At 57.2% G+C, this 13,179-nt stretch carries 13 protein-coding genes; 10 read left to right on the top strand and 3 right to left on the bottom strand.

Going from position 1 to position 13,179, the window contains the following annotated elements; all coding sequences use genetic code 11:
- The first annotated feature begins 97 nt into the window (after nucleotides 1-97).
- Genes tatA through tatD form a run of 4 tightly spaced genes read left to right on the top strand, consistent with a single transcriptional unit; the run spans nucleotide 98 to nucleotide 2,494 of the window.
- A complete protein-coding gene (tatA, locus tag KHQ24_RS18295; protein ID WP_002883425.1) occupies nucleotides 98-349 on the top strand; it encodes a Sec-independent protein translocase subunit TatA in 252 nt (83 codons plus the stop codon).
- A 3-nt stretch (nucleotides 350-352) separates the two neighbouring features.
- Complete coding sequence (tatB, locus tag KHQ24_RS18300; protein ID WP_109938687.1) at nucleotides 353-877, top strand: Sec-independent protein translocase protein TatB; 525 nt, start codon at nucleotides 353-355, stop codon at nucleotides 875-877.
- A gap of 2 nt (nucleotides 878-879) precedes the next feature.
- Entirely contained in the window at nucleotides 880-1,659 is a 780-nt protein-coding gene (tatC, locus tag KHQ24_RS18305; RefSeq protein ID WP_004886745.1) for a Sec-independent protein translocase subunit TatC, read from the top strand.
- A 43-nt stretch (nucleotides 1,660-1,702) separates the two neighbouring features.
- The gene (tatD, locus tag KHQ24_RS18310) at nucleotides 1,703-2,494 is read left to right on the top strand and encodes a 3'-5' ssDNA/RNA exonuclease TatD (RefSeq protein ID WP_017899385.1); all 792 of its coding nucleotides are present in this window, start codon (nucleotides 1,703-1,705) and stop codon (nucleotides 2,492-2,494) included.
- On the opposite strand, the gene rfaH is transcribed toward tatD, so the two are convergent.
- Nucleotides 2,491-2,979, bottom strand: coding sequence for a transcription/translation regulatory transformer protein RfaH (gene rfaH, locus KHQ24_RS18315; RefSeq protein WP_004886742.1), 489 nt, complete (start codon nucleotides 2,977-2,979; stop codon nucleotides 2,491-2,493). The genes tatD and rfaH overlap by 4 nt on opposite strands.
- 178 nt (nucleotides 2,980-3,157) lie before the next feature.
- Between rfaH and ubiD the strand changes: the two genes are divergently transcribed.
- Nucleotides 3,158-4,633, top strand: a complete 1,476-nt coding sequence (gene ubiD / locus KHQ24_RS18320; protein ID WP_004886738.1) for a 4-hydroxy-3-polyprenylbenzoate decarboxylase — start codon at nucleotides 3,158-3,160, stop codon at nucleotides 4,631-4,633.
- Between the two features lie 49 nt (nucleotides 4,634-4,682).
- Complete coding sequence (fre, locus tag KHQ24_RS18325; protein WP_004886735.1) at nucleotides 4,683-5,384, top strand: NAD(P)H-flavin reductase; 702 nt, start codon at nucleotides 4,683-4,685, stop codon at nucleotides 5,382-5,384.
- Nucleotides 5,385-5,577: 193 nt separating this feature from the next.
- On the opposite strand, the gene fadA is transcribed toward fre, so the two are convergent.
- Both fadA and fadB read right to left on the bottom strand, forming a co-directional pair.
- The gene (gene fadA / locus KHQ24_RS18330; protein ID WP_004886733.1) at nucleotides 5,578-6,741 is read right to left on the bottom strand and encodes an acetyl-CoA C-acyltransferase FadA; all 1,164 of its coding nucleotides are present in this window, start codon (nucleotides 6,739-6,741) and stop codon (nucleotides 5,578-5,580) included.
- 9 nt (nucleotides 6,742-6,750) lie between these two features.
- Nucleotides 6,751-8,940 (bottom strand): fatty acid oxidation complex subunit alpha FadB, encoded by a 2,190-nt coding sequence (gene fadB / locus KHQ24_RS18335; RefSeq protein ID WP_049092577.1) that lies wholly within the window; start codon nucleotides 8,938-8,940, stop codon nucleotides 6,751-6,753.
- Between the two features lie 191 nt (nucleotides 8,941-9,131).
- Here fadB and pepQ point away from each other — a divergent pair, with 191 nt between their 5' ends.
- Genes pepQ through hemG form a run of 4 tightly spaced genes read left to right on the top strand, consistent with a single transcriptional unit; the run spans nucleotide 9,132 to nucleotide 13,122 of the window.
- Nucleotides 9,132-10,463: a Xaa-Pro dipeptidase gene (gene pepQ / locus KHQ24_RS18340; protein ID WP_004886728.1), complete on the top strand. Its 1,332-nt coding sequence runs from the start codon at nucleotides 9,132-9,134 to the stop codon at nucleotides 10,461-10,463.
- Nucleotides 10,463-11,077, top strand: coding sequence for an IMPACT family protein (locus KHQ24_RS18345; protein WP_004886726.1), 615 nt, complete (start codon nucleotides 10,463-10,465; stop codon nucleotides 11,075-11,077). Before pepQ ends, KHQ24_RS18345 begins: the two co-directional genes overlap by 1 nt.
- 39 nt (nucleotides 11,078-11,116) lie before the next feature.
- Complete coding sequence (gene trkH / locus KHQ24_RS18350; protein WP_004886724.1) at nucleotides 11,117-12,568, top strand: Trk system potassium transporter TrkH; 1,452 nt, start codon at nucleotides 11,117-11,119, stop codon at nucleotides 12,566-12,568.
- An 11-nt stretch (nucleotides 12,569-12,579) separates the two neighbouring features.
- Nucleotides 12,580-13,122 carry a menaquinone-dependent protoporphyrinogen IX dehydrogenase gene (gene hemG, locus KHQ24_RS18355; protein WP_017899381.1) on the top strand — a complete coding sequence of 181 codons (543 nt, stop codon included), beginning with the start codon at nucleotides 12,580-12,582 and terminating at the stop codon, nucleotides 13,120-13,122.
- The last annotated feature ends 57 nt before the right edge of the window (nucleotides 13,123-13,179 follow it).

The following is a 13,179-nucleotide window of genomic DNA, read 5'->3' on the forward strand; positions in this document are numbered from 1 at the left end:
GCGCAAAATCATGCCGGTGGCCTGACGGCGAGGCGGCTGGCAGGATGGCGTGTATAATGCGTCCACATAATTCATCATCTGTCATAGGGGAACGTGTATGGGTGGTATCAGTATTTGGCAGTTATTAATTGTTGTCGTCATCGTAGTTCTGCTTTTCGGGACGAAGAAGCTGAGCTCACTGGGGTCAGACTTAGGGGCATCCATCAAAGGCTTTAAAAAAGCCATGAGTGATGATGATAAACCTGAAAAGTCGGCGCCAGACGCAGATTTCACGGCGAAAACTATCGCCGATAAACAGGATGATGCAAAAAAAGACGAGACAAAACGCCACGACAAAGAGCAGGTGTAACTCGTGTTCGATATTGGTTTTAGTGAACTACTGCTGGTGTTTGTGATTGGCCTCATCGTTCTGGGGCCACAGCGGCTTCCCGTCGCGGTTAAAACGGTGGTTGGCTGGATCCGTACGCTACGGTCGCTGGCGACCACGGTACAGAATGAGCTGGCTCAGGAGCTAAAACTGCAGGAGTTCCAGGAGAGCCTCAAGAAGGTGGAAAAGGCCAGCCTGAATAACCTGACGCCGGAGCTGAAAGCCTCCATGGATGAGCTGCGTGAGGCCGCGGAGTCGATGAAGCGTTCCTATAGCGCCCACGACCCGGAAAAGGCCAGTGACGAAGCGAATACCATCCATAATCCGGTGGTGAAAGGCAGCGAAGCGCAGCGGCAGGACATCACGCCGGCGACGGCAGAACATCACGCCAGCGCTCCGGTTCATGCGCCGGATCCCGTGGCCGACGAGCAACCCGCTTCACCGGTAGAGAAAACAACCGCTACGGCGGCTGCCCCCCATTCTTCCCCCGCATCGAGTGATAAACCGTAAACATGGGCGTAGACGATACACAACCGCTAATTTCGCATCTGATTGAGCTGCGCAAGCGTCTGCTCAACAGCATCATTGCTATCCTGGTGATCTTCCTGGCGCTGGTCTATTTCGCCAATGATATCTATCAGCTGGTCTCGGCCCCGCTTATCAGCAAGATGCCGGTAGGCGCGACGATGATCGCCACCGATGTCGCTTCACCTTTCTTTACGCCGATAAAGCTGACCTTCATGGTGTCGGTGATCCTGTCGGTGCCGATTATTCTGTATCAGGTATGGGCCTTCGTCGCGCCGGCGCTGTATAAGCATGAGCGCCGGCTGGTGGTGCCCTTACTGGTCTCCAGCACGCTGCTGTTCTATATCGGCATGGCTTTCGCGTATTTTGTCGTGTTTCCGCTGGCGTTCGGCTTCCTGACCCATGCTGCCCCGGAGGGGGTGCTGGTCTCGACCGATATCCGCAGTTATCTCGACTTCGTGATGGCGCTGTTTATGGCGTTCGGGGTCTCTTTTGAGGTGCCGGTCGCTATTGTGCTGCTCTGCTGGATGGGCGTCACCACGCCGGAAGAGCTGCGCAAAAAACGGCCGTATGTGCTGGTGGGCGCCTTCGTGGTGGGGATGCTGCTGACGCCGCCGGACGTGTTCTCGCAGACGCTGCTGGCTATTCCGATGTACTGCCTGTTTGAAGTCGGGGTGTTCTTCGCCCGCTTCTACACCGGGAAGCGCCTGACGCGTGATGACGATGCCGCGGCCGAAGCTGAAGCCGCTGAGCACAGAGAAGAGTAATACCGCCAACCGCCCGTCAGGGCGGTTGTCATATGGAGCGATCATGTTTGATATCGGCGTTAATCTGACCAGTTCACAGTTTGCCCGCGACCATGATGAGGTGGTGGCGCGCGCCCGGGCGGCAGGGGTTCACGGCATGCTGCTGACCGGCACAAATTTACCGGAGAGCCAGCAGGCGCAGAGAATGGCGAGTCATTACGCCGGCTGCTGGTCCACGGCGGGGGTTCATCCCCATGACGGCAGCAGCTGGACGCCAGCGGTCGCCGAGGCGATTTATGCCCTCGCCCGCGAGCCGCAGGTGGTGGCGATAGGGGAGTGCGGTCTGGATTTTAATCGTAATTTTTCCACGCCCCAGGAGCAGGAGGAGGCGTTTAGTGCCCAGCTGGCGCTGGCCGCCGAGCTGTCGATGCCGGTGTTTTTACACTGCCGCGACGCCCACGACCGGTTTCTGGCGCTGCTTAAACCCTGGCTCGGGAAGATCCCGGGCGCGGTGCTGCACTGCTTTACCGGCAGCCGCAGCGAGGTGCAGGAATGTCTGGATCTGGGGCTGTTTATCGGTATTACCGGTTGGGTATGCGATGAGCGGCGAGGGCTCGAGCTGCGAGCGCTATTGCCGGCGATCCCGGCGGAACGTCTGCTGCTGGAAACTGACGCGCCCTATCTGCTGCCGCGCGACCTCAAGCCGAAACCCGCCTCGCGTCGTAACGAGCCCGCGTATTTGCCGCATATCCTGGCCAGCGTCGCGGCCTGGCGCGGCGAGGAAGCGCAGTGGCTGGAGGCGCAAACGGACGCCAACGTCAGGGCGCTGTTTGGCGTCGACGTTAACGGCGCTTAGATTTTCTGGAAATCGGTGTTTTTAACGCTCTGCAGGACTTGCTTATTCAGCAGGTTTAACAGCAACATAGAGCGTGCTTCACCGTCCGGCTCGGTAAAGATAGCCTGTAAGCCTTCGAACGCGCCGTCGGTGATCAGTACGCTATCGCCCTCATGCGGCGTTTCCGGGTCGGTAATGCCTTCCGGTTTGTAGATAGAGAGCTGGTGGATGACCGCCGAGGGGACGATAGCGGGTAGGGCGCCAAAGCGCACGAAGTTGTTAACCCCGCGGGTGGCGCTGATGGTGGTGGTATGAATCACCTCTGGATCGAACTCAATAAACAGGTAGTTCGGGAACAGCGGTTCGCTGACCATGGTGCGTTTACCGCGAATGATTTTTTCCAGCGCAATCGTCGGCATCAGGCAGTTAACTGACTGACGTTCCAGATGTTCCTGGGCTCGTTGTAGCTGCCCACGTTTGCAATACAGTAAGTACCAGGCTTGCATAATGACTCATTCCACTTCTAATAACGGCAAGCATAACAAATGGCTGGTGTAATCGCGAAAGCCATTATAATTGAAATCCAAATTTCAGCGTTCTTTCACGCTAATTTAACAAAATTACAGCATCTCGCCGTTGAACACCGTATAATTAGCCGCCTGTAGAGAGGTCAATAACACTTTCATGAAATATCACGATCTTCGCGACTTTCTGACACTCCTGGAACAACAGGGCGAACTAAAACGTATCACTCTGCCGGTCGATCCTCACCTGGAAATCACCGAAATTGCCGACCGCACCCTGCGCGCTGGCGGTCCTGCGCTGCTGTTTGAGAATCCGAAAGGCTATACCATGCCGGTGCTGTGCAACCTGTTCGGCACGCCGCGGCGCGTGGCGCTGGGGATGGGCCAGGAGGACGTCAGTTCGCTGCGCGAGGTGGGTAAGCTGTTAGCCTTTCTGAAAGAGCCTGAGCCGCCCAAAGGTTTCCGCGATCTGTTTGATAAGCTGCCGCAGTTTAAGCAAGTGCTGAATATGCCCACCAAACGTCTGCGCGGCGCCCCCTGTCAGCAAAAAATCATCCAGGGCGATGACGTCGACCTGAGGAAAATCCCGATTATGACCTGCTGGCCGGAAGATGCCGCGCCGCTGATCACCTGGGGGCTGACGGTGACCCGTGGGCCGCACAAAGAGCGGCAAAACCTGGGGATTTATCGCCAGCAGCTGATTGGCAAAAACAAACTGATTATGCGCTGGCTGTCTCATCGCGGCGGCGCGCTGGATTTCCAGGAGTGGTGCGCGGCGCGTCCGGGGGAACGCTTCCCGGTTTCTGTGGCGCTCGGCGCCGACCCGGCGACCATTCTTGGTGCAGTGACCCCGGTGCCGGATACGCTGTCGGAATATGCCTTTGCCGGGCTGCTGCGCGGCACCAAAACCGAAGTGGTGAAATGCGTCTCGAACGATCTTGAAGTGCCTGCCAGCGCAGAGATTGTGCTGGAAGGTTATATCGAGGCCGGGGAGATGGCGCCGGAAGGTCCGTATGGCGACCATACCGGCTACTACAATGAAGTAGACCAGTTCCCGGTGTTTACGGTCACCCATATTACCCAGCGTGAAGACGCGATTTATCATTCGACCTATACCGGCCGTCCGCCGGATGAGCCTGCGGTGCTGGGCGTGGCGCTGAATGAAGTCTTCGTCCCGATCCTGCAGAAACAGTTTCCGGAAATTGTCGATTTCTATCTGCCGCCGGAAGGGTGCTCCTACCGCCTGGCGGTGGTGACGATGAAAAAACAGTACGCAGGCCATGCCAAGCGCGTGATGATGGGCGTCTGGTCGTTCCTGCGCCAGTTTATGTACACCAAATTCGTGATTGTCTGCGATGACGATGTTAACGCCCGCGACTGGAACGATGTGATTTGGGCGATCACTACCCGTATGGACCCGGCTCGTGATACGGTACTGGTAGAGAATACGCCAATTGATTATCTGGATTTTGCCTCGCCGGTTTCCGGCCTGGGTTCAAAAATGGGGCTGGATGCCACCAATAAATGGCCTGGCGAAACCCAGCGTGAATGGGGTCGCCCAATCAAAAAAGATCCTGCCGTCACGGCGCGCATTGATGCCATCTGGGATGATCTGGCCATCTTTAAACAACAGTAAGCGGGGCTAACGCCGCTGTTTTGCTCTTTAGACCCGACAGAGGGGACGCATGACAACCTTAAGCTGTAAAGTGACCTCGGTGGAGGCGATTACCGATACCGTGTATCGTGTTCGATTAGTACCGGAAGCGGCATTCTCTTTCCGCGCTGGCCAGTATCTGATGGTGGTAATGGATGAGCGCGACAAACGCCCATTCTCCATGGCCTCCACGCCGGCGGAACAGGAGTTTATCGAACTGCATATCGGCGCCTCGGAGCTCAATCTGTACGCGATGGCGGTCATGGATCGCATCCTGAAAGAGCGTGAAATTGAGGTTGATATTCCGCATGGCGAAGCCTGGCTGCGTGAAGATGAAGACCGCCCGCTGATTTTGATTGCCGGCGGTACCGGCTTCTCTTATGTGCGTTCTATTCTGCTCACCGCGCTGTCACGCAATCCTCAGCGCGATATCGCGATTTACTGGGGCGGTCGCGAGACCAAACATCTGTACGATCTGGCCGAGCTGGAAGCCTTGAGCGTCAAGCATCCAAATCTGCGCATCGAGCCGGTGGTTGAGCAGCCGGAAGAGGGCTGGCGTGGGCGTTCCGGCACCGTGCTGACCGCGGTGCTGCAGGATTACGGTACCCTGGCCGATCACGATATCTATATTGCCGGGCGTTTCGAGATGGCTAAGATTGCTCGCGACCTGTTCTGCAACGAACGCGGCGCGCGCGAAGATCGCCTGTTTGGCGACGCGTTTGCCTTTATCTGATATCTGCAAATAAAAAACCCGCCCCTGACAGGCGGGAAGAACGGCAACTAAACTGTCTCTCTTCGCCAATGACGTCATCACTGCGTTGGCTGAGCTTGCTCACCCGAATCACTTACTTCAGTAAGCTCATCGGGATTCGCTCGCTTGCTGCCTTGTTCTGACGCCATTGGCTGTGAGATACCCTTTTGTAAATTTACACCCGCTCAAACACGGTGGCGATCCCTTGTCCCAGGCCGATGCACATGGTGGCGAGGCCGAACTGGGCATCTTTACGCTCCATCTGATTGATCAGCGTGGTGCTAATACGCGCCCCGGAACAACCCAGCGGATGACCGAGCGCGATCGCCCCGCCGTTGAGGTTGATCTTTTCATCGATCTGCTCCATCAGGCCCAGATCTTTAATGCACGGCAGGATCTGCGCGGCAAAGGCCTCATTCATTTCAAAGACGTCGATATCGCTGGTGGATAAGCCCGCTTTTTTCAGCGCCAGCTTCGAAGCGGGAACCGGGCCATAGCCCATAATAGACGGGTCGCAGCCGACCACCGCCATCGAACGGACGCGGGCGCGTGGCTTCAGACCCAGTTCGCGGGCGCGGCTTTCGCTCATCAGCAGCATCGCCGCCGCGCCATCGGAAAGGGCGGAAGAGGTGCCCGCCGTTACCGTACCGGTCACCGGGTCAAACGCCGGCCTTAGGGTAGACAGCGTCTCGACGGTGGTTTCCGGGCGGATCACTTCGTCATAGTTAAAGGACTTCAGTACGCCATCGGCATCGTGGCCGCCGGTGGGGATAATCTCGGCTTTGAATGCGCCGGACTGGGTCGCAGCCCAGGCGCGGGCGTGGGAGCGCGCGGCAAACTGATCCTGCATTTCCCGGCTAATGCCGTGCAAACGCGCCAGCATTTCAGCGGTCAGCCCCATCATCCCTGCCGCCTTTGCCACGTTACGGCTCAGGCCCGGGTGGAAATCGACGCCGTGGCTCATCGGCACATGGCCCATGTGCTCCACGCCGCCAATCAGGCAGACGCTGGCATCGCCGGTCATGATCATGCGTGCGGCATCGTGCAGCGCCTGCATGGAAGAACCGCACAGACGGTTAACCGTGTTTGCCGGTACCGAATGCGGGATCTCCGCCAGCAGCGCCGCGTTACGGGCGATGTTAAAACCCTGCTCGAGGGTTTGCTGTACGCAGCCCCAGTAGATATCGTCTATCGCGCTTGCCTCAAGCGACGGGTTGCGCGACAGCAGGCTGCGCATCAGGTGCGCGGAGAGGTCCTCCGCGCGCACGTGGCGAAATGCGCCGCCCTTTGAACGGCCCATCGGGGTGCGAATAGCATCGACAATGACAACCTGTTCCATTGTGACTCCTTAAGCCGTTTTCAGAGCGCCAACCGGACGGGCTGGCTCTACCTGGGGATAATACGCTTCGTTATGGCGCGCTTTGTCTCGCAGACCGGCAGGGACTTCATACAGCGGCCCAAGGTGCTGGTACTGCTGCGCCATATCGAGATACTTCGCGCTGCCGATGGTATCCAGCCAGCGGAAGGCGCCGCCGTGGAACGGAGGGAAGCCGAGGCCGTATACCAGCGCCATATCCGCTTCCGCCGGGCTGGCGATAATGCCTTCTTCCAGGCAGCGGACGACTTCGTTAACCATCGGGATCATCATGCGGGCGATAATCTCTTCATCGCTGAAATCGCGCTTCGGCTGGCTGACGTCGGCCAGCAGGCTGTCGACGGCAGCATCTTCTTCTTTCTTCGGCTTACCTTTGCTGTCTTCTTTATAGCGCCAGAAGCCGAGGCCGTTCTTCTGCCCGAAACGGTTGGCGTCAAACAGGGCGTCGATAGCGTCGCGATAATCTTTCTGCATCCGCTGCGGGAAGCCCGCCGCCATAACCGCCTGAGCATGGTGCGCGGTATCGATGCCGACCACGTCCAGCAGATAAGCTGGGCCCATCGGCCAGCCAAACTGTTTCTCCATCACTTTGTCGACTTTGCGGAAATCCGCCCCGTCGCGCAGCAGCTGGCTAAATCCGGCGAAGTAGGGGAACAGCACGCGGTTGACGAAGAAACCGGGACAATCATTGACCACGATTGGCGTCTTGCCCATTTTGCTGGCCCAGGCCACCACTTTGGCAATGGTCTTATCCGAGGTTTTTTCGCCGCGAATCACTTCAACCAGCGGCATGCGATGCACCGGGTTAAAGAAGTGCATGCCGCAGAAGTTCTCCGGGCGCTGCAGAACGCTGGCCAGCTCGCTGATGGGGATCGTTGAGGTGTTGGATGCCAGTACGGTATCCGGGCGCACTTTCTCTTCGGTTTCCGCCAGCACCGCTTTCTTCACTTTCGGGTTTTCCACCACCGCTTCAACGACCACGTCCACGCGATCAAAACCGCTATACTCCAGCGTCGGCTGAATGGTGCTTATGACTCCGGCCAGCTTCAGACCGTCAATTTTGCCGCGTTCCAGCTGTTTATTCAGCAGCTTCGCCGCTTCGGTCATCCCAAGGGTCAGCGATTTGTCGCTAATGTCTTTCATCACCACCGGCACGCCCTTCCAGGCCGACTGGTATGCGATACCGCCGCCCATAATGCCAGCGCCCAGTACGGCAGCATGCTTCGGTGTTTCGACATCTTTGGTCAGTTTTTTCGCTTTCGCTTTGACGTACTGGTCGTTCAGGAAGATACCGACCAGTGCGCGGGCCTCGTTGGTATGAGCCAGCGGGACAAAGCTTTTATTTTCCAGCACCAGAGCTTCTTCACGACCAAGACGCGCAGCGGCTTCGATGGTTTTCACCGCGGTGATCGGCGCCGGATAATGCTTCCCGGCGGTTTGCGCGACCATGCCTTTGGCGATGGTGAAACTCATCGTCGCTTCAATTTTGCTGAGTTTCAGCGGCTCCAGCTTCGGTTGACGTTTCGCTTTCCAGTCCAGGTCGCCCTGAATCGCCTGGCGCAGGATCGCCAGCGCGCCGTCGCGCAGTTTTTCCGCAGCGACCACGCCATCCACCAGGCCGATTTTCAGCGCTTGCTCGGCGCCGACATCTTTCCCGGCAGCAATGATCTCCAGCGCGCTGTCGGCGCCGAGCAGACGCGGCAAACGAACTGAGCCGCCGAAGCCTGGCATAATGCCGAGTTTGGTTTCCGGCAGACCAATGCGCAGATCCGGCGTCGCCAGGCGGTAATCGGTCGCCAGGACACATTCACAACCGCCGCCCAGCGCGTAACCATTGACGGCAGAGATAGTGGGGACGGGAAGATCTTCCAGACGGTTGAAGACGCTGTTAGCAAAATGCAGCCATTGGCTTAACTGCTCCTCAGGGACCAGGAACAGTGAGAGGAATTCAGTGATATCCGCGCCGACGATAAACGCCGCTTTTTCAGAGCGCAGCAGCAGGCCTTTGAGATCGTTTTGTTTTTCCAGTACATCCAGCGCGTGACCGAGGCTGGCTACGGTTGCGGTATCAAGCTTGTTGACCGAACCTGGGGCATCGAACACCAGTTCGGCGATGCCATCTTCCAGCCAGTCGAGGTACAGGGTGTCGCCTTTGTAGAGCATGTCAGTCTCCTGAATCCAGCAATATGATCTGGTCATACCAGATGAAACGGAGTGTGGAATTTATGTTAAAGAATTGCAAATTACTCTTTAAATAATTGCTGGTCGGATCACATCCGGCGGAAATCACCCGCACGCAGGTCGATGTGCTAAGATGCGGAGTATCACGATCCCATAAAAGCAAAGGACAAAAGATGGAATCCCTGGCCGCGCTCTATAAAAATCATATTGTTACCCTACAAGAACGTACCCGCGACGTCCTGGCCCGTTTTCAGATGGATGCTCTGCTGATTCACTCCGGCGAGCTGGTTAACGTCTTCCTTGATGACCATCCATACCCGTTCAAGGTCAATCCGCAGTTCAAAGCCTGGGTGCCGGTGACTCAGGTGCCTAACTGCTGGTTGCTGGTGGACGGTGTGAATAAACCGAAGCTGTGGTTCTATCTGCCGGTTGATTACTGGCATAACGTTGAGCCGCTGCCGACCTCGTTCTGGACCGAAGAGGTCGATGTGGTCGCGCTGCCGAAGGCCGATGGCATCGGCAGCCAACTGCCTGCCGCTCGCGGTAATATTGGCTATATCGGGCCGGTGCCGGAGCGCGCGCTGGGCCTGGGAATCGCCGCGGATAAGATCAACCCGAAAGGGGTTATCGATTATCTGCATTACTACCGGGCTTACAAAACCGATTACGAGCTGGCCTGTATGCGTGAAGCGCAGAAGTCGGCGGTGAATGGTCATCGTGCGGCCTATGAGGCTTTCCAGTCCGGGATGAGCGAATTCGATATCAACCAGGCCTATCTTACCGCCACCGGTCACCGCGATACCGACGTGCCTTACAGCAACATCGTGGCGCTGAACGAGCATGCTTCCGTCCTGCACTACACCAAACTGGACCATCGCGCTCCGGCGGAGATGCGCAGCTTCCTGCTCGACGCCGGCGCGGAATATAACGGCTATGCCGCGGATCTGACGCGGACCTGGGCGGCACACGGCGATAACGATTTCGCCCATCTGATTAAAGACGTTAACGACGAGCAGCTGGCGCTGATTAGCACCATGAAAGCCGGGACGCGCTACGTTGATTACCATATCCAGTTCCATCAGCGTATTGCGAAGCTGCTGCGTAAACACCAGTTAGTCACTGACATGAGCGAAGAGGCGATGGTGGAGAACGATCTGACCGGGCCATTTATGCCGCACGGGATTGGTCATCCGCTGGGTCTGCAGGTGCATGATGTTGCTGGCTTTATGCAAGACGACTCCGGTACGCATCTGGCGGCGCCAGCGAAATACCCGTATCTGCGCTGCACCCGTATTATCGAGCCGCGGATGGTGTTGACCATTGAACCCGGCATCTACTTTATCGAGTCGTTACTGGCGCCGTGGCGTGAAGGCCCGTTCAGCAAGCACTTCAACTGGCAAAAAATTGACGCCATGAAGCCATTCGGCGGGATCCGTATCGAAGATAACGTGGTGGTTCACGAAAACAGTATCGAAAACATGACGCGCGATCTGAAGCTGGCCTGATGGAGAGCTGGTTAATCCCGGCGGCGCCAGTTTCCGTCGTTGAGGAGATCAAAAAGAGCCGTTTTATCACGCTGTTGGCGCATACCGACGGCGTGGCGGCGGCGAAAGCCTTTGTCGAGTCGGTCAGAGCGGATCACCCCGATGCTCGCCACCACTGCGTGGCGTGGGTCGCCGGACCGCCTGATGATTCGCAACAGCTTGGGTTCTCAGACGATGGCGAACCGGCGGGAACGGCGGGTAAACCGATGCTGGCGCAGTTGATGGGTAGCGGCGTCGGTGAGATAACCGCTGTCGTCGTACGTTATTACGGTGGTATCCTGCTGGGCACCGGCGGCCTGGTGAAAGCCTATGGCGGCGGTGTCCATCAGGCGCTGGCGCAGTTGACGACGCTGCGCAAGACGCCGTTAACGGCATATACTTTGCAATGTGAATATGGGCAACTGGCCGGCGTTGAAGCGCTGCTCGCCCAATTTTCCGGGAATGTCGTTGAAAGCGAATATCTGGCGTCGGTTCGGCTGCGCGTGGCGCTTCCCCAGGCCGAAGTGGCGGCTTTTTCAGCAAAACTGGCTGATTTTAGTCGCGGTTCATTGCAATTACTGAAGATTAACGAATAATCCCCTCTGTTTTTTTGCCTATCAAAGGAAGCGCCAGAGATGCATTTTCGCGCCATAACCCGAATCGTTGGACTGCTGGTCATCTTATTCTCGGGGACAATGATCGTCCCGGGATTAGTGGCCCTGATATATCGCGATGGCGCGGGACGGGCCTTCACTCAAACTTTTTTTGTCGCTCTGGCGATCGGCTCCATGCTGTGGTGGCCGAACCGTAAGCAAAAGGGCGAACTGAAATCTCGTGAAGGGTTTCTGATCGTGGTGCTGTTCTGGACCGTGCTGGGTAGCGTAGGGGCCTTGCCCTTTATATTCGCCGAACAGCCGAACCTGACGGTGACGGATGCCTTCTTCGAATCATTTTCCGGCCTGACGACGACCGGGGCGACCACCCTGGTGGGGCTGGACTCGCTTCCGCACGCTATCCTTTTTTACCGGCAGATGCTGCAGTGGTTCGGCGGCATGGGGATCATTGTGCTGGCGGTGGCCATTCTGCCTATCCTCGGCGTCGGGGGGATGCAGCTCTACCGCGCGGAAATGCCCGGCCCGCTGAAAGATAACAAGATGCGCCCGCGCATCGCCGAGACGGCAAAGACATTGTGGCTTATCTATGTGTTACTAACGGTCGCCTGCGCATTGGCGCTCTGGTTTGCCGGTATGCCGGCCTTCGATGCGATAGGGCACAGCTTCGCCACCATCGCTATCGGCGGTTTCTCGACTCACGATGCCAGCGTCGGCTATTTCAACAGCCCGATGATCAACTCCATCATTGCCATCTTCCTGCTGATCTCCGGCTGTAACTACGGTCTGCATTTTTCGTTGTTGAGCGGACGCAGCCTGAAGGTGTACTGGCGCGACCCTGAGTTTCGAATGTTCATTGGCGTCCAGTTGACGCTGGTCATCGTCTGTACGCTGGTGCTATGGCTTCATAACGTGTACGGCTCGGTGCTGACGACGCTGAATCAGGCGTTTTTCCAGGTGGTGTCGATGGCGACCACCGCAGGATTCACCACCGATAGCATTGCGCGCTGGCCGCTGTTCCTGCCGGTGCTGCTGCTGTGCTCCGCATTTATCGGCGGCTGCGCTGGCTCCACGGGCGGTGGCTTAAAGGTGATCCGTATCCTGTTGCTGTTCAAGCAGGGCAACCGTGAGCTTAAGCGTCTGGTTCACCCGAATGCGGTGTATAGCATTAAATTAGGTAACCGCGCGCTGCCGGAACGTATTCTGGAAGCGGTGTGGGGATTCTTCTCCGCCTATGCGCTGGTCTTTATCATTAGTATGCTGGCTATTATCGCCACCGGGGTGGATGACTTCTCTGCTTTCGCCTCCGTGGTGGCGACATTGAACAACCTCGGGCCTGGGCTCGGCGTCGTCGCGGACAACTTTGCCACCATGAACCCGGTCGCGAAATGGATCCTGATTGCTAATATGCTGTTTGGTCGTCTGGAAGTGTTCACCTTACTGGTGCTCTTTACTCCCACTTTCTGGCGCGAATAACAGGAGTGCTCGTGAAAACTTTAATTCTCTTTTCCACCCGCGACGGGCAGACCCGTGAAATCGCTTCGTTTCTCGCCTCGGAGCTGAAAGAGCTGGGTATCGATGCGGATACCCTGAATCTGAACCGTACCGATAACGTGGAATGGCATCATTATGATCGCGTGGTGATTGGCGCGTCGATTCGCTACGGACACTTTCATCCGGCGGTGGACCGCTTTGTGAAAAAGCACCTGGCAGCATTGCAGGCGCTGCCGGGGGCATTCTTTTCGGTGAACCTGGTTGCGCGCAAACCCGAGAAGCGCACGCCGCAGACCAATAGCTATACGCGCAAGTTTCTGCTCAACTCGCCTTGGCAGCCGCAGAGCTGCGCGGTGTTTGCCGGGGCGCTACGTTACCCGCGCTACCGCTGGTACGATCGGTTTATGATCCGCCTGATTATGAAAATGACCGGGGGCGAAACGGATACCCGTAAAGAAGTGGTCTATACCGACTGGCAACAGGTCTCCCGATTTGCCCGAGAAATCGCGCAAATGATCAGCAAACAGGGCGTTTAAACAGCGTCTTGATGGAAAAGCGAGCGAACGAAAAGTTTTTTTGCATTTCCCCTTGTC

The organism is Klebsiella sp. 54 (assembly GCF_018223875.1).
Taxonomy (GTDB): Bacteria; Pseudomonadota; Gammaproteobacteria; order Enterobacterales; family Enterobacteriaceae; genus Klebsiella; species Klebsiella quasipneumoniae.

What these genes read in the sequence shown, in the direction of transcription:
- trkH (WP_004886724.1), top strand. Translation starts at nt 11,117, where the DNA reads ATGCATTTTCGCGCCATAACCCGAATCGTTGGACTGCTGGTCATCTTA.
- tatC (WP_004886745.1), top strand. Translation starts at nt 880, where the DNA reads ATGGGCGTAGACGATACACAACCGCTAATTTCGCATCTGATTGAGCTG.
- tatA (WP_002883425.1), top strand. Translation starts at nt 98, where the DNA reads ATGGGTGGTATCAGTATTTGGCAGTTATTAATTGTTGTCGTCATCGTA.
- tatD (WP_017899385.1), top strand. Translation starts at nt 1,703, where the DNA reads ATGTTTGATATCGGCGTTAATCTGACCAGTTCACAGTTTGCCCGCGAC.
- pepQ (WP_004886728.1), top strand. Translation starts at nt 9,132, where the DNA reads ATGGAATCCCTGGCCGCGCTCTATAAAAATCATATTGTTACCCTACAA.
- KHQ24_RS18345 (WP_004886726.1), top strand. Translation starts at nt 10,463, where the DNA reads ATGGAGAGCTGGTTAATCCCGGCGGCGCCAGTTTCCGTCGTTGAGGAG.
- fadA (WP_004886733.1), bottom strand. Translation starts at nt 6,741, where the DNA reads ATGGAACAGGTTGTCATTGTCGATGCTATTCGCACCCCGATGGGCCGT.
- fre (WP_004886735.1), top strand. Translation starts at nt 4,683, where the DNA reads ATGACAACCTTAAGCTGTAAAGTGACCTCGGTGGAGGCGATTACCGAT.
- ubiD (WP_004886738.1), top strand. Translation starts at nt 3,158, where the DNA reads ATGAAATATCACGATCTTCGCGACTTTCTGACACTCCTGGAACAACAG.
- fadB (WP_049092577.1), bottom strand. Translation starts at nt 8,940, where the DNA reads ATGCTCTACAAAGGCGACACCCTGTACCTCGACTGGCTGGAAGATGGC.
- rfaH (WP_004886742.1), bottom strand. Translation starts at nt 2,979, where the DNA reads ATGCAAGCCTGGTACTTACTGTATTGCAAACGTGGGCAGCTACAACGA.